The organism is Amycolatopsis sp. NPDC028719 (genome assembly GCF_055565395.1).
Genome location: NZ_JBVHUL010000001.1, coordinates 579107 through 598266, shown reverse-complemented (window position 1 = coordinate 598266; position 19160 = coordinate 579107). Strand labels below are relative to the sequence as shown.

Genomic DNA, 19160 nt, shown 5'->3' with positions numbered 1-19160 from the left:
GAAAAGACTCACGAGACCGGTGGGGAGCATGAGGGTGAAACAACGTTCGCTGCTGCCCATCGCCGCCGCCGTCCTGCTCGTCGCCGGACAGGCGCCGGCGACGGCCGCCGACATCTACGCGGACGCCGAGGACCACTACGCCGGTTCGCAGATCGCCAAGGTCGAAGGCGTCGACGCGGCGCCCGGCGTGCAGTATGCGACCGACGACCAGCAGCTCGGGCACGACGTCAGCGGCCACCAGGGCCCGGTCGACTGGCCCGGCGCGGCGCGGACGGGCGCGAAGTTCGTCTATGTCAAGGCGACCGAGGGCACCGGGTTCGTCAACCCGCAGTTCGCCCAGCAGTACAACGGGTCCTACGCCGCCGGCCTGATCCGCGGCGCCTACCACTTCGCCCGGCCGGACATCTCCGACGGCGCGTCGCAGGCACGGTACTTCCTCGCCCACGGCGGCGGCTGGTCGGCCGACGGCCGGACCCTGCCCGGCGCGCTCGACGCGGAGTACAACCCGTACGGCGAAACCTGCTACGGCAAGGACGCCGCCGGGATGGTGCGCTGGATCACCGACTTCTCCGAGACCTACCGAGCGGCCACCGGCCGCTACCCGACGATCTACACGTCGACGAGCTGGTGGAAGCGCTGCACCGCGAACAACGGCGGCTTCGGCGGCAATCCGTTGTGGATCGCCCGCTACAACACCTTCATCGGCGAGCTGCCCGCGGCCTGGAGCATCCACACGATCTGGCAGTTCGCCGACCGCGGTTCCCTGCCCGGCGACCAGAACTGGTTCAACGGCCCGGCCGACCGGTTGCGGGCCCTCGCGCTGGGCTGAACGGCCCTCCGCTCGAGTAATAGGTGTTAACCAGCAACCAACTGAGGATCGACTGCCCGGGAAAATCACCCACACGTATACCCAATTTCACGGAACTGAGTGACAAACGGCCACTTCGTCCTCACAATCGTGCACGGGCGGCTACCTGCAGTAAGCCGTCCTCAGCGAGGGTATCTGTGAAGGGATTCAACGATGTCCACTTCCCGAAGAAGGCGGCTGTTCGCCGCCCTGGTCGTCCCGGCCACGCTGCTCCTGCTCGGCAGCACGGCCCAGGCGACGACCTTCTCCCCCGAAGTCGACCCCGTGGCCGCGATCAACGCGGACATCGCACAGCACGACCACGAACTGGGGTCGCAGATCCGGCGTGTCGAAGGCGACAAGTCGACTCCGGACTCGCAGAAGGCGGCGCAGCAGCCGCAGCCCGGCCAGGCCATCCCAGGCCAGGTGCTGGCGACCGTGGCCGGCATGGACGTCGCCGGCTACCAGGGCAACGTCGACTGGGCGAACTGGTGGAACCAGGGCAAGCGGTTCGTCTGGACCAAGGCCACGGAGAGCACCAGCTACACCAACCCGTACTTCGCGCAGCAGTACAACGGCTCCTACAACCAGGGCTTCATCCGCGGCGCCTACCACTTCGCGACCCCGAACACGGCGAGCGGCGCGGCGCAGGCGCGGTACTTCGTCGCCCACGGCGGCGGCTGGTCGAAGGACGGCAAGACGCTGCCCGGGGCGCTGGACATGGAGTACAACCCGTACGGCGCGACCTGCTACGGGCTGAGCAAAGCGGGGATGACGTCGTGGATCCTCGACTTCCACGACACCTACCACTCCCTGACCGGCCGCTACCCGGTGATCTACACGTCGACGAGCTGGTGGAGCAGCTGCGTGAGCGGTGACTTCTCCAGCACGGCCCCGCTGTGGGTCGCGCGGTACGCGTCGTCGGTCGGCACCCTGCCCTACAACTGGGGCTTCTACACCGTCTGGCAGTACACCTCGAGCCCGCTCGACCAGGACACCTTCAACGGTGCCTACGACCGGCTCCAGGCCCTCGCCAACGGCTGACCCGCACCCCGGCTCCCGGATCCGTGACGACTGTGACAACCGGGGCTCCGCCACCCGGAACCCCCGAAACGCAGTTTCGCGTCGTCGCGCCCGGGAGCCGGTTTCATGCCGTACCGTCCGAGCTTGCAGAATGCTGCTCACCACGTCCTGGGGGAACCACAGGGGGCTGCCGGACGTCGGAAGCGCACGAACACCCAGCGCCCGGAAGGCATGAAAGATGACTTACCCGCCTCAGCCGGGCCAGCCCGGCCAGCCCGACCCGTACGGCCAGCAGCCCCAGTCCGGTGGCTTCCAGCAGCCGTACCCGCAGCAGGGTGGGTGGGACCCCAACCAGCAGCAACAGCCGTACCCGACGCAGCAGTACCCGCAGGGCTGGGACCCGAACCAGCAGCAGCAGCAGGGCTATCCGTCGGGCGGCTTCCCCGCGAACCAGCCGCCGCAGTGGGGTGACCCGAACGCCCAGCAGCAGCAGTCGGCATGGGCGGACCCGAACGCGCAGCAGTACGGCCAGCAGGCCTGGGACCCGAACCAGGGCGGCCAGATGGCGGGCTGGGACCAGTCCGGGGGCTACGGCCAGGGCTTCGGCGGGCCGCCGGCGCCGCCGAAGCAAAACAAGACCGGGTTGTGGATCGCGATCGGCGCCGTGGTCGTCCTGCTCGCCGCCGTCGGGATCACCGGCTTCGTCGCGCCCGGCTTCTTCCTGTCGAAGGACGACAACAACACCGCGGCCCCGCCGGCGTCGAGCACGTCGGCCAAGCCGTCGACGCAGAAGACGACCCCTCGCAGGTCGACCACGCCGACCACGAAGCCGTCGTCGCCGAGCGGTACGGGCGCGGGCGCCAAGGTGGTGCTGCAGGGCTTCATCGACAAGCTGAACGCGGGCGACACCCCCGGCGCGCTGGCGCTGGGCTGTTCGGACTCGAAGGACCTGCTCGACTCGTGGCTCAAGACGTTCCTGAAGCCGCCGCTGCAGCTGGAGCTCGGCGAGGTGCCGGACGACGAGTTCCTCGTCGAGGGCCAGGTCACCGGGACGTCCGCGGGCAAGAACGTCAAGGGCACGCTGAGCGCGACGAACTTCGACGACAAGGGCTTCTGCGTCAGCACGATGCTGGTGTCCTGACCCGGTGAAGCTGTGGCGATCACCGCTGGCGTGGACGTTCCTCGCGTCGGTGGTGCTGCTGGCGGGGGTCGGCGGCTGGTTGCTGACCGACCCCGCCACCAGCCGCAGTGACGCGCTGAAGACCGGCGGCCTCGCGGGCGGCGCGATCGTGGCGCTGTACGCGCTGTGGCTGAACGACCGGCGCCGCCGGGTCGAGGAACGCCGCCAGGACATCGAGCGGCAGCGGCACGAACTCGAGTCGCAGCGCGCGGAGCTGGACCGCGAGCGGGTGGCCGACGAGCGGTTCGCGAAGGCGGTCGAGCTTCTCGGGCACACGGCCGACCAGGTGCGCGTGGGCGCGATGCACGCGTTGGCGGGGTTGGCGCGCAGCCGGCCAGCGTACACGCAGACGGTGCTGGACGTGCTGTGCTCGTACCTGCGGCGACCCTTTGATGTCGAGGAGGCTGCTTCGGATCCGGCGAAACCAGATCCTGAGCGGGAGCGCGAGCTCACGGTCCGGCTCACGGCACAGCGGCTGATCACCGACCTGCTGCCCGCGCGCGACGCCGAAGGCCCGGCGTACGACCTGGATCTGACCAGCGCGACGTTGGAGTACTTCGACCTTTCGGGCAAGCTCGTGGGCGGCCTCCTGCTGCGGCACGCGTCCTTGCGCAGCAGCACCAATTTCAGCGGCTGCCGGTTCAAGGGCCGCGTGTACTTGACCGCGGCGGGCACCGGAAACGGCCGTCTGGTGGGTTACTTCCGGTGCCGCGGAGCGGTTTTCGAGAGCCACGCCTGGTTCAGCGGCACGCAGTTCGCCGAGCTGGCCGACTTCACGAACACCACGTTCGCTGGGCGGACGACGTTCAAGGACGCGAAGTTCGCGACGGACGCGGTGTTCACCGGGGTGGTCGCTTCCGGTGACCTCGACCTCCAGCGAACCCGCTTCGAGGGCCAGACCGACTTGCGCTTCGCGTCGCTGCCGGACTCGATTTCGCTGTACAACACGCGAGTCCGGACGGAGAAGACCGTGCAGCTACCGGAGGGCTGGGAGCGGGAGGAACTGCGCGACGGCGAAGCCCGGATCGTCTCGGCGGCGGGTTGAGCGGCTCCCTATCCCGGCGCTGATCGGTTAGGTTGCCGGCCACGCCGCGGTGGCGATCGGCTCGCACGGTCGGCGACGGCTAGAACGTCTTGAATGACCCATTCATGTCGTCGGACGAGGTGAATGAGTCATTCAAGACATCGCGGCTACGCCTTCGGCTGGTACGCCGGGATTCAGCTCGCCACGGTGGGGTTTACGCACAGCCGCGTCCCCAATGGTCGGCTGCCGGGGAGGACGACCCACGGCTTGGTGCAGAGCACCGCCAGAAGCTCCAGCGATCGCACGCCGATGCCGATTCCGGTGCGCTCAACGCACCAAATCGGCGTCGGACTCCTCATCGAGCCGCACCGGCCTCTGCGACGGAAGCCAGGTGGCTGAGACCGCCAGACAGCCCCCGCCCTTCCCTGGGGGGCGTCCCCGAGTCCAGTCTATCGGTGGGGTGCGTCAAATCCGCCGGGAAAGCTCACCAAGGCCCCGACTTGTCCACAACCGAGCCGGGCTGTGGACAAGTCGGGATCCGGTCAGTTGAAAAGGGCCGGGAGGGTCTTCTCCCACGTCTCGCGCAGCTCGTCGAGCGTGAACTCCGTGATGCCCTGCAGCTCCAGCGTTCCCGACTCCGGGTCCACCACGCCGGTCTTGCGCCACGGGAGGCCGCGCGCCGTGCACATCTCCGTGAAGCGGAGCTCCTCCGTGCGCGGGACCGCCACCAGCACCCGGCCCGCCGACTCGGAGAACAGCTGGACGAACGGGTCCTGGTCCGCGTCGAGGAACACCCGGGCGCCGCACTGTCCGATGAGGACGGTCTCGACCAGCGTCTGGATCAGGCCGCCGTCGGACAAGTCGTGCGCCGCCGAGATCATGCCGTCGCGGGAGCCCGCCACCAGGATCTCGCCCAGCAGCTTCTCGCGGGCCAAATCGACCCTTGGCGGAACGCCGCCGAGGTGGCCGTGGAGCTCGCGGGCCCACGCCGAACCGTCCAGCTCGTCGTGCGTTTCGCCCAGCAGCAGCAGGGTTTCGCCCGCCTCCGCGCCGATGCCCGTCGGGATGCGGCGGGTCACGTCGTCGATCACGCCGAGAACGCCGATCACCGGCGTCGGCAGGATCGCCGTCGAACCCGTCTGGTTGAAGAAGCTCACGTTGCCGCCCGTCACCGGGATGCCGAGCTCGACGCAGCCGTCCGCGAGGCCGTGCACGGCCTGCTCGAACTGCCACATCACGCCCGGGTCGGTCGGGGCGCCGAAGTTCAGGCAGTCCGACACCGCCACCGGCGTCGCGCCGCCCGTGGCCACGTTGCGGTACGCCTCCGCCAGCGCCAGCTGCGCGCCGCGGTACGGGTCGAGGTAGACGAACTTGCTGTTGCAGTCCGTCGCCACCGAGACGCCGCGGCCGGACGACTCGTCGATCCGGATCATGCCGGAGTCCGACGGCTGCGAGAGCACGGAGTTGCCGCGCACATACCGGTCGTACTGCGACGTCACCCATTCCTTGGAGGCCTGGTTCGGCGACGAAATGAGACGCAACACGTCCGCGCGCAGTTCGTCCGGAGTGGACGGACGCGGCAGCTTCGAAGAAGTGTCCGCGATCAGGGCGTCCTGAGTGGACGGACGCTCGATCGGCCGGTCGTACACCGGACCCTGGTGCGCCACCGTGTGCGCCGGGACGTCGACGACGACCTCGTCGTTCCAGGTGATGACCAGGTGCTCGCCGTCGGTGACCTCGCCGATGTCGGTCGCGATGACGTCCCACTTGCGGCAGACCGCCATGAACGCCTCGACGTTCTCCGGCGAGACGACCGCGCACATGCGCTCCTGCGACTCGCTCGAAAGCACCTCCGCGGGCGTCATCCCGGTGGCGCGCAACGGAACGCGGTCGAGGTAGATGTGCATGCCGCCGTCGCCGGCCGCGGCCAGCTCGGACGTCGCGCAGGACAGGCCGGCGCCGCCGAGGTCCTGGATGCCGACGACCAGCTTCTGCGCGAACAGCTCGAGGCAGCACTCGATGAGCACCTTCTCGGTGAACGGGTCGCCGACCTGGACGCTCGGCAGCTTCTTGCGGCCGCCCGACGACTCGTCACCCGAAAAGGTGTCACTCGCCAGAACGGACACGCCGCCGATGCCGTCGAGGCCGGTGCGGGCGCCGAACAGGATGATCTTGTTGCCGGTACCGGACGCGAACGCCAGGTGCAGGTCCTCGACGCGCATCGCGCCGACGCACAGCGCGTTGACCAGCGGGTTGCCGGCGTAGGACGGGTCGAAAACGAGCTCGCCGCCGACGTTCGGCAGGCCGAGGCAGTTGCCGTAGCCGCCGACACCGGCGACGACGCCGGGCAGCACGCGCTTGGTGTCGGGGGCGTCGGCCGGGCCGAAGCGCAGCGCGTCCGAAACCGCGAGGGGCCGCGCGCCCATGGCCATGATGTCGCGGACGATGCCGCCGACGCCGGTCGCGGCGCCCTGGTACGGCTCCACATAGGACGGGTGGTTGTGGCTCTCCACCTTGAAGGTGACCGCCCAGCCTTCGCCGATGTCGACGACGCCCGCGTTCTCGCCGATGCCGGCCAGCATCTTGGCCTTCATCTCGTCGGTGGCGGTCTCCCCGAAGTACCGCAGGTGCTTCTTCGAGGACTTGTAGGAGCAGTGCTCGCTCCACATCACCGAGTACATGGCCAGCTCGGCGTCGGTGGGCCGGCGGCCGAGGATTTCCCGGATGCGGGCGTACTCGTCGTCGGCGAGCCCGAGCTCGCGATACGGCTGGGTGTGGTCCGGGGTCGCCCCGGCGCGCTCGGTGGTGTCAACGGTGCTGGTCACGGTGTCCGTGTCAGGGTTCGCCACGGCCGCCAGAATACGTGCCGGGCCCGGCCACCCCGGACGGTGGGCCACCGAACCCGGCGGGCCCGCGTCCGGTGTGACCGAGCCGACATCGGCGCCCGGCCGGAGCGCCCCAATGTGGCCTTCGGTGCGTTCAACGCACCCAAGGCGGCCTTCGGTGCGCTCAACGCAACTAAGGCCACCTTGGGGCGCTTGGGTGCTGCGGGACAACTCGAGTGGGTGAACACGCCTTGTGGACAACTCGGCGGTGGCTCGGGCGCGCGACCCGGAATTGTCGGCGGCTACGAGTAACGTCGAAACCGGGGGTCCCCCAACGGGCCGCGCTGCCCCGAAGTGCTTCCCGAAAGCGCCACGGCCGCCGCCGCGCGGGCGGGGCAGTCGTAAATCGGTCGCCTTGAGCTGGTCGGCGGCTTACCGTCGGGAATCGTGCTTTCCGCCACGTATCCCTTTCCGCCGCTGCGGCTGCCCGCGCGGCCGAGCGCGAGCCGCTTCCTGCTCGCCGTGTTCCGGGCCCGGCTCGGCACGGTGCTGGGCGCCGCCGCGCTCGGTGTCGTCTGGGCACTGCCGGGTGCGCTGGTGCCGCTGGTCATCGGCCAGGGCATCGGCGCCGTCAGCGCGCACGACGGTGCCGCCGTCTGGCGCTGGGCGGTGGCCGCCGCCCTGCTCGGCGTGGTGCAGGCGCTCACCGGGACCTGGCTGCACTTCCTCAACTACGGCCTCTGGCTGCACGGCGCGGGCTCCACGCAGCGCGCCGTGTCGGCGCACACCACGCGCGTCGGCGCCGGCCTGCGCGAGAAAACGACCACCGGCGAGCTCGTCGCGATCTCCACGACCGACATCAACCACATCGGCAACACCGTCGAGATGACCGGCCGGGCGTTCGGCTCGCTGCTCGCGTTCGTCGTGGTCGCCGTGTGGCTGATCTCGACGTCGCCGCTGCTCGGCGTGGTCGCGCTGGTCGGCGTGCCGGTCGCGGTGCTGGGCATCGGACCGCTGCTGGCGCCGCTGCAGAAGCGCAAGGCCAAGCAGCGCGAGAAGCGCGGAGAGGTCAACGCGCTCGGCGCGGACATCGTGTCGGGCCTGCGGATCCTGCGCGGCATCGGCGGCGAGCGGCGGTTCTTCACCCGCTTCCGCGAGACGAGCCAGCGGGTGCGGCGGGCCGGCATCGAGGTCGGCAGGGCCGAGGCGTGGCTGGCCGGCGCGGAGATCGCGCTGCCCGGCCTGGTCACCGTGGTGATCACCTGGCTGGGCGCACGGCTGGCCGTGGCCGGGGAAATCGGCGTCGGGCAGCTGGTGGCGTTCTACGGCGTTTCGGCGTTCCTCGTCTGGCCGGTCACCGCGGCGACGGAGGCCGTCGGCTCGATCACGTCGGGCCTGGTCGCGTCGCGGAAGGTGGTGACGCTGCTGGCGATCGCCCCGAAGCTGGCGGACCCGGTGACGCCGGTCCGGCTGCCCGCGGGGCCGCTGGAGCTGGTCGACACCGAGTCCGGCGTGCGGGTCGCGGCCGGGCGGCTGACGGTCGTCGACTTCGGCGCCGACGGCGAAGCGGTGGCCGACCGGCTGGCGCGGTTCGCTGACCCGGCCGAGGGCGAAGAGGTGCTGGTCGGCGGCGTCCGGGCGGACCACGTCGCGCTCGCCGAGCTGCGGCGGCGGGTCGTCTACGCGCACAACCAGGACATCTGGTTCTCGGGCGTGCTGCGCGAGCAGCTGGCGCCGGCGCGGCCGAGCGGCGTGAGCCTCACCGAAGCGCTGTATGCGGCCGACGCCGACGACATCGTCGAGGCGCTGCCCCAGGGCGTCGACGAGGTCATCGGCGAGCGCGGGCGCGAGGTGTCCGGTGGCCAGCGGCAGCGGCTGAACCTGGCCCGCGCGCTGGCGACCGACGCCGACGTGCTGGTGCTGGACGAGCCGACGTCGGCGGTCGACGCGCACACGGAGGCACGCATCACCGAGCGCGTCGCGGCCCTGCGCCGCGGCAAGACGACGGTGGTGTTCAGCCAGAGTCCCTTGTGGACACATGTGGCGGATGAAGTCTTCACGGCGAAGGTAGTGACGGTATGAAACGGCTCCCCACGGCGTCCCGGCGGGACGTCCGGCGCTGGGCGCTGAAGACGGCGGCGGTGCACAAACGCGAGTTCGGGCTGCTGCTCGGCGCGCTGTGCGTGGCGACGCTGATCGGGCTGGCCGCGCCGCAGCTGCTCGGCGCGCTGGTCGACGACGTCGCCGGCGGCACGACGACGGGTCACGTCGACGTGCTGGCGGTGGCGTTCCTCGCGATCCTGGTGCTGCAGGCGGTGGCTCGGAAGATCGCGCGGATGCGCGGCGCGATCTTCGGTGAGCTGGTGCTGGCCGAGACGCGCGAGGAGTTCGTCGGGACGGCGCTGCAGCTGCCGCTCGGCACGGTCGAAGCGGCCGGCACCGGCGACCTGCTCAGCCGCGCCACGACCGACCTCGGCCGGATCGACCACGCGGCGCGGTTCGCGGCGCCGGAGATCCTGATCGCGGCCGTGACCGTGGTGTTCACGGTCGTCGCGATGGTGCTGACGTCGCCGCTGCTCTCGCTGGGCCTGCTGGTCGCGGTGCCGCTGCTGGTGACCGTCAACGTCTGGTACCAGCGGCGCATCCCGTCGATCATGCAGTGGATGCTCGACCGCTGGGCGGACCTGACGACCAGCGTCCACGAGACGGCGGAGGGCGCGCGCACGGTCGAGGCGCTCGGGCTCACCGAGCGCCGCGTCGACGCGGCGTACGACGCGCTGGACCAGAGCATCCTCGGCGAGCGGCGGATGCGGTCGCTGCAGCTGCGGTGGCTGCCGTCGCTGGAGATCAGCTACGTGCTGCCGCTGGCGGTCATGCTGCCGCTCGGGCTGCTCGCGTACACGCGCGGCTGGGCCGGGCTCGGCGAGATCACGACGATGCTGCTGTACGTCCAGGCGATGTCGTCGCCGCTGAACGAGGCGCTGTTCTGGCTGGAGGACCTGCAGGTCGCGGCGGCCGCGGCGCGCCGCATCCTGGGCATCCACTCGGTGTCCCTCGAGGAGTCGCCGAAGGTGGCGGAGGTCCCGCGCGGGCGCGACATCGACGTGCACGGCGTCCGGTTCGCCTACACCGCCGATCGCGAGGTGCTGCACGGCATCGACCTGCGGGTACCGCGCGGCGAGCGGCTGGCGATCGTCGGCCCGTCCGGCGCGGGCAAGTCGACGCTCGGGCGGCTGCTGGCGGGCATCGCGGCACCGTCGTCGGGTTCGGTCCGGATCGGCGGCCAGGACGTCTCGTCGCTGGCCGACGACGTCCTGCGCGGCGAGGTCCTGCTGCTGACCCAGGAACACCACGTGTTCTCCGGGACGCTCCGGCAGAACCTGGCGCTGCCGGCCCGCCGGGCGGGTGGTGACTGGACGGACGACGAGCTGCTGGCGGCGCTGGCCTCGGCGGGCGCGTCGGACTGGGTGGCGACCCTGCCGTCCGGGCTCGACACGAAGCTGGGCTCGGGCGAGCACCCGGTACCGGCATCGATCGCGCAACAGCTCGCGCTGGCCCGGGTCGTGTTGGCGGACCCGCACACGCTGGTGCTCGACGAGGCGACGTCGCTGCTGGACACGGGTTCGGCGCGGGACCTGGAGCGGTCGCTGAACAGCGTGCTGGCCGGGCGGACGGTGATCGCGATCGCCCACCGCCTGCACACGGCCGCGGCGGCGGACCGGGTCGCGGTGGTGGAGGGCGGCCGGATCACGGAGCTGGGGCCGCACGCGTCCCTGCTGGCGGCCGGCGGTTCCTACGCGCGTCTGGTGGCGGCGGCTTCGTAGTCCGGAATGTCCGGAGTCGGTGGCGTGTTGCTCCCCGGGTAGGCGATCTTCTACCCGGGGAGTGACATGTCGTCGTTCGTGATGACCGCGGAAGAGCGCGAAGCGTTCTTGAGCGGGGTGCACGTCGGGGTGCTGGCGGTGGAGCGCGCCGGCCGGGCACCGCTGGCGGTCCCGGTTTGGTACGACTACTCGCCGGGTGGCGAGCTGCTGATCTGGATGGAACGCGACACGGTCAAGGACCGTGCGATCACGGCGGCGGGCCGGCTGAGCCTGGCGGTCCAGGACGAGAACCCGCCGTACAAGTACGTGACGGTGGAGGGTCCGGTGGTGGCCAACGACCAGCCGCCGACGCGCGAGCAGGCGCTGCGGATCGCGGGGCGGTATTGGCCCGAGGCCGAGGCGAAGGCGTACGTCGACTCGGCGCTCGGGGAGCGGTCGGTGCTGGTGCGGGTCCGGCCGGAGAAGTGGCTTTCGAACGACCAGGGCAAAAACTGACCGGACCGCCGGTTGTGGACAAGTCGCTTCCACCGCCCCGGAACTGTCGGTAGCCCCCGGTAAACTGGATACCGGGGGCCGCGGCCCGAGCCCGTCAACGCCCCTGGATCAGATCCGCCGCCTTCTCCGCCACCATGATCGTCGGCGCATTGGTGTTCCCGCGCGGCACCACGGGCATCACCGACGCGTCCACCACCCGCAGCCCCTCGACCCCGCGCACCCGCAGCTGCGGATCGACCACCGCCTGCTCCCCGGTCCCCATCGAGCACGTCCCGACCGGGTGGTACAGCGTCTGCGTGTTCTCTCGGATGTGCTCGGCCAGCTCGGCGTCGCTGAGATCGTGCCGCGCCGGCAGGAACGGCTTGTCCAGGAACCGCTTCAGCGGGCCGGTGCGGCCGATTTCGATCAGCGCGCGCAGCCCGGCGATCATCGTGTCCAGATCACGCGACTCCGCGTAGTACGCCGGGTCGATTTCCGGCTTCCACGCGGGGTTCGCCGACTTCAGCCGCAGCCGGCCGCGGCTCGCGACGTCCACCAGCGTCGCCGCCGACGTGAAGCCCGGGACCGTCGGCTCGCGCATCCCGTTGTCGTAGAACAGCGTCGGCGCGACGTGGATCTGCATGTCCGGCGCCGGAAGCCCGCCGGTGGTCGGGAAGAACGCGCCCGCCTCGCCGATGTTCGACGTCAGCGGCCCGCGCTTGGTCAGCTGGTAGCGGACGAGCCCGCGCGGCGTGGCCGCGTCGACCAGGTCGGTTGTGCCGCGCGTGGACCAGATAATGCCGCACGCCGGGTGGTCGTGCAGGTTCTCGCCGACGCCGGGCAGCGCCGCGACGACGTCGATGCCGTGCTCGCGCAGGTGCTCCGCCGGGCCGACGCCGGAGACCATCAGCAGCTGCGGCGAGTTCACCGCGCCGCCGCTCAGGATCACCTCGGCCGACGCGCGCGCCGTGGTCTCGACTCCGTTGTCCAAATAGGACACGCCGACCGCGCGCGTGCCCTCGAAGACGACGCGAGTGGCGGGTGCGCAGGTCTTCACCGTCAGGTTCGGCCGCTCCAAAGCGGGCCGCAGGTACGCGTCGGCGGTGGACCAGCGGCGGCCCTTCTTGCAGGTGACCTGGTAGACGCCGGCGCCTTCCTGGCTCTCGCCGTTGAAGTCGTCGGTGCGCTTGAGACCCCACGCGACGGCCGAGTCGACCCACGCGCTCGAAAGTTCATGGGTGAACCGGCGGTCCTCGACGTTCAGCGGGCCGTCGGTGCCGTGCAGCGGCCCATCGAGCCGCTGGTTGCCCTCCGCGCGCTTGAAGTACGGGAGGACGTCGTCCCAGCCCCAGCCCTCGGCGCCGTGGGAATCGCGCCAGCCGTCGTAGTCGGCGCGGTTACCGCGGATGTAGATCATCGCGTTGATCGACGAGCAGCCGCCGAGCACCTTGCCGCGCGGCCAGTACGCGGGCTTGCCGGTGTGCTTCTGCTCGACGGTCTCGTAGTTCCAGTCCCACCGGGTCTTGAACAGCGAGGGGAACGCCGCGGGGATGTGGATCTCGTCCGCGGTGTCCTCCGCACCCGCTTCGAGCAGCAAGACCTGGGCCGACGGATCTTCGGTGAGCCGGTTCGCCAGCACGCACCCGGCGCTCCCGGCGCCGACGATCACGTAGTCGTAGGAGTCCACGGTGCCTCCACAGCTGTTGGCGCGATGTCAACGACTCATCATGGCGCAGCGGCGCGTCATGGGCCAGTCTAGGTTTCCCGGCGGCCCCCGTGGCCTGCGGAACTGGGTGAACTATGCTCGCGGGGTACCCACGACCTGCGTGAATAAGGAGCAGCCTGCCGTGGCCCGAGTCGTCGTCGACGTCATGCCGAAGCCCGAAATCCTCGACCCGCAGGGACAGGCCGCGCTCGGCGCCGCCGGCCGTCTCGGCTTCACCGGGATCAAGGAGATCCGCCAGGGCAAGCACTTCGAGATCGAGGTCGACGACACGGTCGACGACGCGACGCTCGAAAAGATCGCCGAGGGCTTCCTCGCGAACCCGGTCATCGAGCAGTGGACGATCACGCGGGTGGACGCGTGAGCGCGCGCATCGGCGTCATCACCTTCCCGGGCACGCTCGACGACGGTGACGCGGCCCGCGCGGTCCGCTACGCCGACGCGGAAGCGGTGCCGTTGTGGCACGCGGACGAGAACCTCCACGACGTCGACGCGGTGGTCGTCCCCGGCGGCTTCTCGTACGGCGACTACCTGCGCGCGGGCGTGATCGCCCGGTTCGCGCCGGTGATGACGCCGGTGATCGAGGCGGCGCGCGCGGGCATGCCGGTGCTCGGCATCTGCAACGGGTTCCAGATCCTGTGCGAGGCGGGGCTGCTGCCCGGCGCGATGATCCGCAACCAGGGCCTGCACTTCATCTGCCGCGACCAGTGGCTGCGGGTGGAGAACACCGACACCGCGTGGACGTCGCGGTACGAGCAAGGCGCCGAGATCCTCATCCCGATGAAGAACATCGACGGGTGCTACGTGGCCGAGCAGTCCACTTTGGACGAGCTGGAGGCCGAGGGCCGCGTCGTGTTCCGGTACGTGGGCGGCAATCCCAACGGGTCGCGCAACGACATCGCGGGGATCCGCAGCGAGAACGGCCGGGTCGTGGGGCTGATGCCGCACCCGGAGCACGCGATCGACGCGCTGACCGGGCCGTCGGACGACGGGCTCGGCATGTTCTACAGCGCGGTGGACGCGCTGATCAAGGCTTAGGCCTCCGCCCCCCGGTTTCCAGTTTACCGGGGAGCACCGACAGTTCCGGGGCTGCGGACGCGAGTTGTCCACAGCCCCGGACCGTCTCACCGCTTGCCGTGCAGGATGGTCACCAGCTTGGCCACCAGCGCGTCCGTGGAGTCCTTGCGGCTGAACGACGTCAGCGTCAACGGCGCCGTGAAGCGCTGCCGGGCGATCGCCTTCGTGCGGGCGAACTCGCGCAGGCCTTCCGGCCCGTGGATGCGGCCGAAGCCCGAGTCGCCCACGCCGCCGAACGGCAGCGACGCGATGCCCGCGAACGAGAGCGGTGCGTTGATCGCCGTCATGCCCGTGCGCAGCTTCTCGGCCAGCTCGACTCCGCGGGACTTCGAGAAGACCGTCGAGCCGAGGCCGTACTTCGTGCTGTTCGCCTTCTCGACCGCTTCGTCCATGGTGCGGACCTTCGCGATCGTCACCGTCGGGCCGAACGTCTCTTCGGTGACCGCCTCGGAGTCCTCCGGGACGTCGATCAGCACCGTCGGCTGCGCGTAGCGGTCGCCGACCGCTTCCTCGCCGCCGAGGACGGCCTTGCCGCCGCGGGCCAGCGCGTCCTGGATGTGGCGCTTGATCACGCCGAGCTGCGAGGGCATCGTCACCGGGCCGTACTGCGCGGCCTCGTCCGAGCCCGCGCGCACGTCCTTCGACTTCTCGACGACCTTCGCGACGAACTCGTCGTGCACCTTCTCGTGGACGTACACCCGCTCGACGCCGATGCAGGTCTGGCCCGAGTTGGAGAACGCGCCCCAGACCGTCGCGTCGGCCGCCGCGTCGAGGTCCGCGTCCGCGTCGACCAGCACCGGGTCCTTGCCGCCCGCCTCGATGACCACCGGCGTCAGCGTTTCGGCCGCCGCGGCCATGATGCGCTTGCCCGTCGCCGTCGAGCCGGTGAACGCGATCTTGTCGACACCAGCTCGCACCAGCGCCGCGCCCGTCTCGCCGAAGCCCGTGATCAGCTGCAGCACCGGCTGCTCCGGCACGATCTCGGCGAACGCGTCGACCAGCCACTTCCCGACGCCCGGCGTGTACTCGCTCGGCTTGAACACCACGGCGTTGCCCGCCGCGAGCGCGTACGCGACGGAGCCGAGCGGCGTGAACACCGGGTAGTTCCACGGGCCGATCACGCCGACCACGCCCAGCGGCTGGTACTCGACGGTCGCCGCCTGGTTCGACATCAACAGCCCGGCCGAGCGCTTCTGCTTGCCGAGGATCTTCTTCGCGTGCTTGCCGGCCCAGGCGATGTGCTCGATGGCCAGGACGCTCTCGAGCTGCGCGTCCGCGATCGGCTTGCCGGTCTCGTCGCGGACCACCTGGCACAGCTGCGGGAGCCGGCGCGTCAGCACGCCCTTCCAGGCGCGGAGCCGCTCGGCGCGCCCGGCGAAGCCCAGGCCCTCCCACCACTTCGCCGCGACACGCGCCCGCGCGACGGCCGCCTGGACGTCCTCGGCGGAGTGCACGGGGTAGGTTCCGACCACCTCGTCGGTCGCCGGGCTGAGCGAGTCGAAGGTCTCGCCGACCGACGTCGGCTTCGGCTGGACGGCAGTCATCGGCGTCTCCCTGGAGGTAGCGGGTCAGCCCAGGCTACGACGTTACTGACATCGTGCCAATAGCTCTCGCGGGCTTCGCCACCAGCATTGCACCCGCGATCGCCGCGGCAAAGACACCGAACAACGGTGCGAGCCACAACGGCAGCACGCCGACGGCCAGCGAACCGACCCCGAAGCCGGCCGATTGGACCGTGAAGGACAGCGAGAACCCCGCTGACCTGCGATTCTTCGGCAGCACGCGCTGCAGGTTGACCGAGGTCGCGGCCACCAGCGGCCCGCCGCACGCGCCGATCACGGCCACGGACCCGAGCAAGCCCGCCCAGCCCAGGTCGGCGGCGAGCACGATCCCGCCGACGATGAACCCGCCGAGGAACAGCCGTGGGTCGCCGATCTTGCCCCGCCACACGTAGAGCAGGCTGCCCGCGATGCTCGCTCCGGTCAGTACGGCGATCACCACCGGCGCGGCCGTGTCGGGCGCGCCGAGGCGCTGGACCAGCGGCAACGGTGCGACCTCGATCGTCGACGTCAGCAGCCCGATGGTGAAGGCGCAGCACAGCCAGGGCAGGTAGGTGACGAGCCGCGCGGGCGCGATGTCGGCGGCGGATTCCACCCGTTCGCGCTCACCCGCGCGCCGGGGGACGAGCGCGGCGGCGACCACGCAGGCGACGGCCATCGCGGCCAGCGGCACGAGCGAACCAGCCATGTCGAGCAGGGCGACCAACGCCGGACCGCCGACGAGCACGCCGTCGAGGATCATCGCGTCGACGGAGATCGCGCGCGGCAGCAGCCCGTCGTCGACCGTGTCCGCGAGCAGCGTCCGGAACCCGCCGGACAACGCCCCGCCCGTGATGCCGGGCAGCAGGACGACCGCCAGCAAGACGGCGCCGGGTGCGGCCGCCGCGGCGGCCAGCGCGAGCGCGACGAACCCCGCCGCGGTCAGGAGCAGCAGCGCCGGCAGGCCGCGGGCCGGGCCGACGCGGTCGAGCAGCCGTCCGACCGGCACCGCGCAGACCATTTCGGCGGCGACGTAGACCGACATCAGCACGCCGCCGAGCCGGTACGAACCGGTCGTCGCGGTGGTCAGCAGGGTGAACGCGAGCGGCGCCATGGTCGCCGGCAACCGGGCGAACTGGACACCTGCCGACCAGCGCCAGTAGGCGCGATGGGTGAACAACGACATGCTCACACGCTCGTCCGCGCCTCCCTCAGTGCACACTGATTCGGGTGAGGGCGAATCACCGATGATCGAGCTCGTGCTGACGGCGGCCGGCGCGCAACGCGTCCGCTTCGCCATCTCGCCGCTGGAGGAGGTGCTGGGGGCCGTTCGGACACTGCTCGGCGTCCGGCGGCACCCGGCGCACCTGCCGTGGCTCGCCGGCGTTCCCGACGTGCCCGAGCTGGCCGCGGTCTTGGGCGCACGGCACTACATCACCGAGTTCCTGAGCCCGCCGCCCGAAGACCCGGAGACGACGGCCGAGGCGCAGCTGCGCGCGGTCCGGGCGACGCCACCGCACCAGGTCGCGCTGGAGCTCGGGATGGTCGACGCCGACCTTTCGCGGCTGCCGGACGACCCGGCGACCGCGCGCGACCTGCTGGCCGACCAGCTCGAGACGGTGTGGGACACGCTGCTCGCGCCGGAGTGGCCCCGCCTGCGCGAGCTGCTGGCGGCGGACATCGCGCACCGGACGCGGCAGCTGGGTTCCGGCGGGATCGCGTCGATGCTGGCCGGGCTGCACCCGCGCGTGCGGCTGTCGGACACGTCGGTGCTGGTCGACCTCCCGGCACGCGAGCGCCTGGAAATCGATTCGCGCGGACTGCTGCTGATCCCGGCGGTGTTCGCGTGGCCGAACGTGGGCGTCGTGACGGTGCCGCCCTGGCAGATCTCACTGCTCTACCCCGCTCGCGGGGTCGCCTCGCTGTGGGCGTCTTCCGCGGCGCCGCCGGAGCCGCTGGTCGAGGTGCTCGGCCGGACGCGGGCCCTGCTGCTCACGACCCTCGACCGCCCCGCGGCGACGACCGAGCTGGCCCGGCGCCACGACTTGGCGCCCGCGACGGTTTCCGCGCACCTCACGGCGTTGCGAGGAGCGGGGCTGCTCACGTCGGAGCGTCGCGGCCACCGGGTGCTGTACCGGCGGACAGAGCTCGGCGACGCGCTGCTCACGGGCAAACTGTGACGCATGAGCAGAGCGGTGACTTGGGAAGGCTTCCACAACACCAGAGATCTCGGCGGCCTGCCGACCGGAGCGGGTCGCACGACTCGCCGCGGTGCCTTCTTCAGAGCGGCGGACCTCCGGTTCGTGACCGAGGCGGGCTGGGCGCAGGCGCGAGAGTCCGGCGTCCGGACCGTCATCGACCTGCGCAACGCCGACGAGATCCGGCCGACGACGGACAGCCCGACGGCGCTGGCGGGTTCGGCGCAGTTCGCCGCCGCGGCCGACGTGACGACGCCGGCGGGTATCGACCGCGTCGAAGTTCCCCTCGACGACATCGGCGACGTCGGGTTCTGGCGCTACGTCAACGGCGAACGGCTGAACGGCACCCCGCTCTACTACCCCGTCTTCCTCGAACGGAAGGCCGAGCGCTGCGCGGCTGTCTTCGAGGCGATCGCGCGGTCCGCCCCCGGTGGCGTCGTGTTCCACTGCGGTTCGGGGCGGGACCGGACCGGGCTGGTCGCGCTCCTGCTGCTGGCGCTCGCCGGCGTCGAAGCCGACGCGATCGCCGCGGATTACGCACTGTCCGCCGATGCCCTCAAACCGCTGCTCGCCGAGCTGGGCGCCCAAGACCAAAGGCCGGTCATCGAGGCTCTCCTCGCGGAGCGGGGCACGACGGCAGCGGCCGTCATCCGGGAGATCCTCGAGGGGTTCGACGCCGAGCGGTACCTCCTCGATGCCGGGGTGCGCCGCGGCGACCTCGACGACATCCGGCACCGGCTGACGAACCGGGACTAGGCTGGAATCGACCACCTGCGAAGGAGAACATCGATGCGTATCGTCCATTTCGGACACGCCTGCCTGTTGCTGGAGACCGGCTCCGAGCGAATCCTGATCGACCCCGGCGCGTTCTCCACCGGGTTCGAGGGTGAGCGTGAACTGTCCGCCGTGCTGGTCACGCACCAGCACTTCGACCACCTGGACGTCGACCGGCTGCCGAAGATCCTCGAAGCCAACCCGGACGCGAAGCTGATCGTCGACCCGGGCTCGGCGCCCGAGGTCGAAAAGCTGGGCGTCCCGTTCGACATCGCCGACGTGGGTGACGCGTTCGCCGTCGGCGACACCTCGATCAAGGCGGTCGGCGGCGAGCACGCCGTCATCCACTCCGACATCCCGGTGATCCCGAACATCGGCTACGTCTTCGACGACGGCGCGTTCTTCCACCCGGGCGACTCGTTCTTCGTCCCCGAGCAGAAGATCGACATCCTGGGCCTGCCGACGGGCGCGCCGTGGCTCAAGGCCGGCGAGGCGGTCGACTACCTGCGGGCCGTGGCGCCGCGGGTGGCCGTGCCGATCCACGAAGCCGTGCTGGCCAACCCGGCCATGCACTACGGCCTGTTCGGCAACCTCGCGCCGGAGGGAACCGAGGTCAAGGTGCTGGACCGGGCCGAGCCCGCGAAGTTCTAGGC

General features: G+C 70.9%; 16 protein-coding genes. 12 read left to right on the top strand and 4 right to left on the bottom strand.

Annotated elements, in window-relative coordinates:
- Positions 1-28: 28 nt before the first annotated feature.
- The 4 genes from ACZ4TR_RS02880 to ACZ4TR_RS02865 all read left to right on the top strand — a co-directional run bounded on the left by ACZ4TR_RS02880 (position 29) and on the right by ACZ4TR_RS02865 (position 4095).
- On the top strand, positions 29-829 hold the full coding sequence (locus tag ACZ4TR_RS02880) for a lysozyme (protein ID WP_465285502.1): 801 nt from the start codon (positions 29-31) through the stop codon (positions 827-829).
- Positions 830-1021: 192 nt separating this feature from the next.
- Complete coding sequence (locus tag ACZ4TR_RS02875; RefSeq protein WP_364522295.1) at positions 1022-1891, top strand: lysozyme; 870 nt, start codon at positions 1022-1024, stop codon at positions 1889-1891.
- A gap of 217 nt (positions 1892-2108) precedes the next feature.
- On the top strand, positions 2109-3011 hold the full coding sequence (locus ACZ4TR_RS02870; RefSeq protein WP_465285501.1) for a hypothetical protein: 903 nt from the start codon (positions 2109-2111) through the stop codon (positions 3009-3011).
- Between the two features lie 4 nt (positions 3012-3015).
- Entirely contained in the window at positions 3016-4095 is a 1080-nt protein-coding gene (locus ACZ4TR_RS02865; protein WP_465285500.1) for a pentapeptide repeat-containing protein, read from the top strand.
- Between the two features lie 521 nt (positions 4096-4616).
- On the opposite strand, the gene purL is transcribed toward ACZ4TR_RS02865, so the two are convergent.
- Positions 4617-6923 carry a phosphoribosylformylglycinamidine synthase subunit PurL gene (gene purL / locus ACZ4TR_RS02860; RefSeq protein ID WP_465285499.1) on the bottom strand — a complete coding sequence of 769 codons (2307 nt, stop codon included), beginning with the start codon at positions 6921-6923 and terminating at the stop codon, positions 4617-4619.
- Positions 6924-7346: 423 nt separating this feature from the next.
- Between purL and ACZ4TR_RS02855 the strand changes: the two genes are divergently transcribed.
- The 3 genes from ACZ4TR_RS02855 (at position 7347) to ACZ4TR_RS02845 (ending at position 11218) form a co-directional block, all read left to right on the top strand.
- Positions 7347-8981 carry an ABC transporter ATP-binding protein gene (locus ACZ4TR_RS02855; protein WP_465285498.1) on the top strand — a complete coding sequence of 545 codons (1635 nt, stop codon included), beginning with the start codon at positions 7347-7349 and terminating at the stop codon, positions 8979-8981.
- Positions 8978-10723 (top strand): ABC transporter ATP-binding protein, encoded by a 1746-nt coding sequence (locus ACZ4TR_RS02850; RefSeq protein ID WP_465285497.1) that lies wholly within the window; start codon positions 8978-8980, stop codon positions 10721-10723. Before ACZ4TR_RS02855 ends, ACZ4TR_RS02850 begins: the two co-directional genes overlap by 4 nt.
- Before the next feature lie 66 nt (positions 10724-10789).
- Positions 10790-11218: a pyridoxamine 5'-phosphate oxidase family protein gene (locus ACZ4TR_RS02845; RefSeq protein ID WP_465285496.1), complete on the top strand. Its 429-nt coding sequence runs from the start codon at positions 10790-10792 to the stop codon at positions 11216-11218.
- Positions 11219-11312: 94 nt separating this feature from the next.
- On the opposite strand, the gene ACZ4TR_RS02840 is transcribed toward ACZ4TR_RS02845, so the two are convergent.
- Complete coding sequence (locus ACZ4TR_RS02840) at positions 11313-12884, bottom strand: GMC family oxidoreductase (protein ID WP_465285495.1); 1572 nt, start codon at positions 12882-12884, stop codon at positions 11313-11315.
- Positions 12885-13044: 160 nt separating this feature from the next.
- Here ACZ4TR_RS02840 and purS point away from each other — a divergent pair, with 160 nt between their 5' ends.
- Together purS and purQ are read left to right on the top strand one after the other, a co-directional pair.
- The gene (purS, locus tag ACZ4TR_RS02835) at positions 13045-13284 is read left to right on the top strand and encodes a phosphoribosylformylglycinamidine synthase subunit PurS (protein WP_086675945.1); all 240 of its coding nucleotides are present in this window, start codon (positions 13045-13047) and stop codon (positions 13282-13284) included.
- Entirely contained in the window at positions 13281-13958 is a 678-nt protein-coding gene (gene purQ, locus ACZ4TR_RS02830) for a phosphoribosylformylglycinamidine synthase subunit PurQ (RefSeq protein WP_465285494.1), read from the top strand. The genes purS and purQ overlap by 4 nt, the downstream gene beginning before the upstream one ends.
- Positions 13959-14044: 86 nt before the next feature.
- Here purQ and ACZ4TR_RS02825 read toward each other — a convergent pair whose 3' ends face one another.
- Positions 14045-15541, bottom strand: a complete 1497-nt coding sequence (locus ACZ4TR_RS02825) for an aldehyde dehydrogenase family protein (protein ID WP_465285493.1) — start codon at positions 15539-15541, stop codon at positions 14045-14047.
- Between the two features lie 34 nt (positions 15542-15575).
- Complete coding sequence (locus ACZ4TR_RS02820; protein WP_465285492.1) at positions 15576-16721, bottom strand: MFS transporter; 1146 nt, start codon at positions 16719-16721, stop codon at positions 15576-15578.
- Between the two features lie 61 nt (positions 16722-16782).
- On the opposite strand from ACZ4TR_RS02820, the gene ACZ4TR_RS02815 reads away from it, so the two are divergent.
- Genes ACZ4TR_RS02815 through ACZ4TR_RS02805 form a run of 3 tightly spaced genes read left to right on the top strand, consistent with a single transcriptional unit; the run spans position 16783 to position 19158 of the window.
- A complete protein-coding gene (locus tag ACZ4TR_RS02815) occupies positions 16783-17715 on the top strand; it encodes an ArsR/SmtB family transcription factor (RefSeq protein WP_465285491.1) in 933 nt (310 codons plus the stop codon).
- A gap of 3 nt (positions 17716-17718) precedes the next feature.
- Complete coding sequence (locus ACZ4TR_RS02810; protein ID WP_465285490.1) at positions 17719-18489, top strand: tyrosine-protein phosphatase; 771 nt, start codon at positions 17719-17721, stop codon at positions 18487-18489.
- Positions 18490-18522: 33 nt separating this feature from the next.
- The gene (locus tag ACZ4TR_RS02805) at positions 18523-19158 is read left to right on the top strand and encodes an MBL fold metallo-hydrolase (RefSeq protein ID WP_465285489.1); all 636 of its coding nucleotides are present in this window, start codon (positions 18523-18525) and stop codon (positions 19156-19158) included.
- Positions 19159-19160 lie beyond the last annotated feature (2 nt).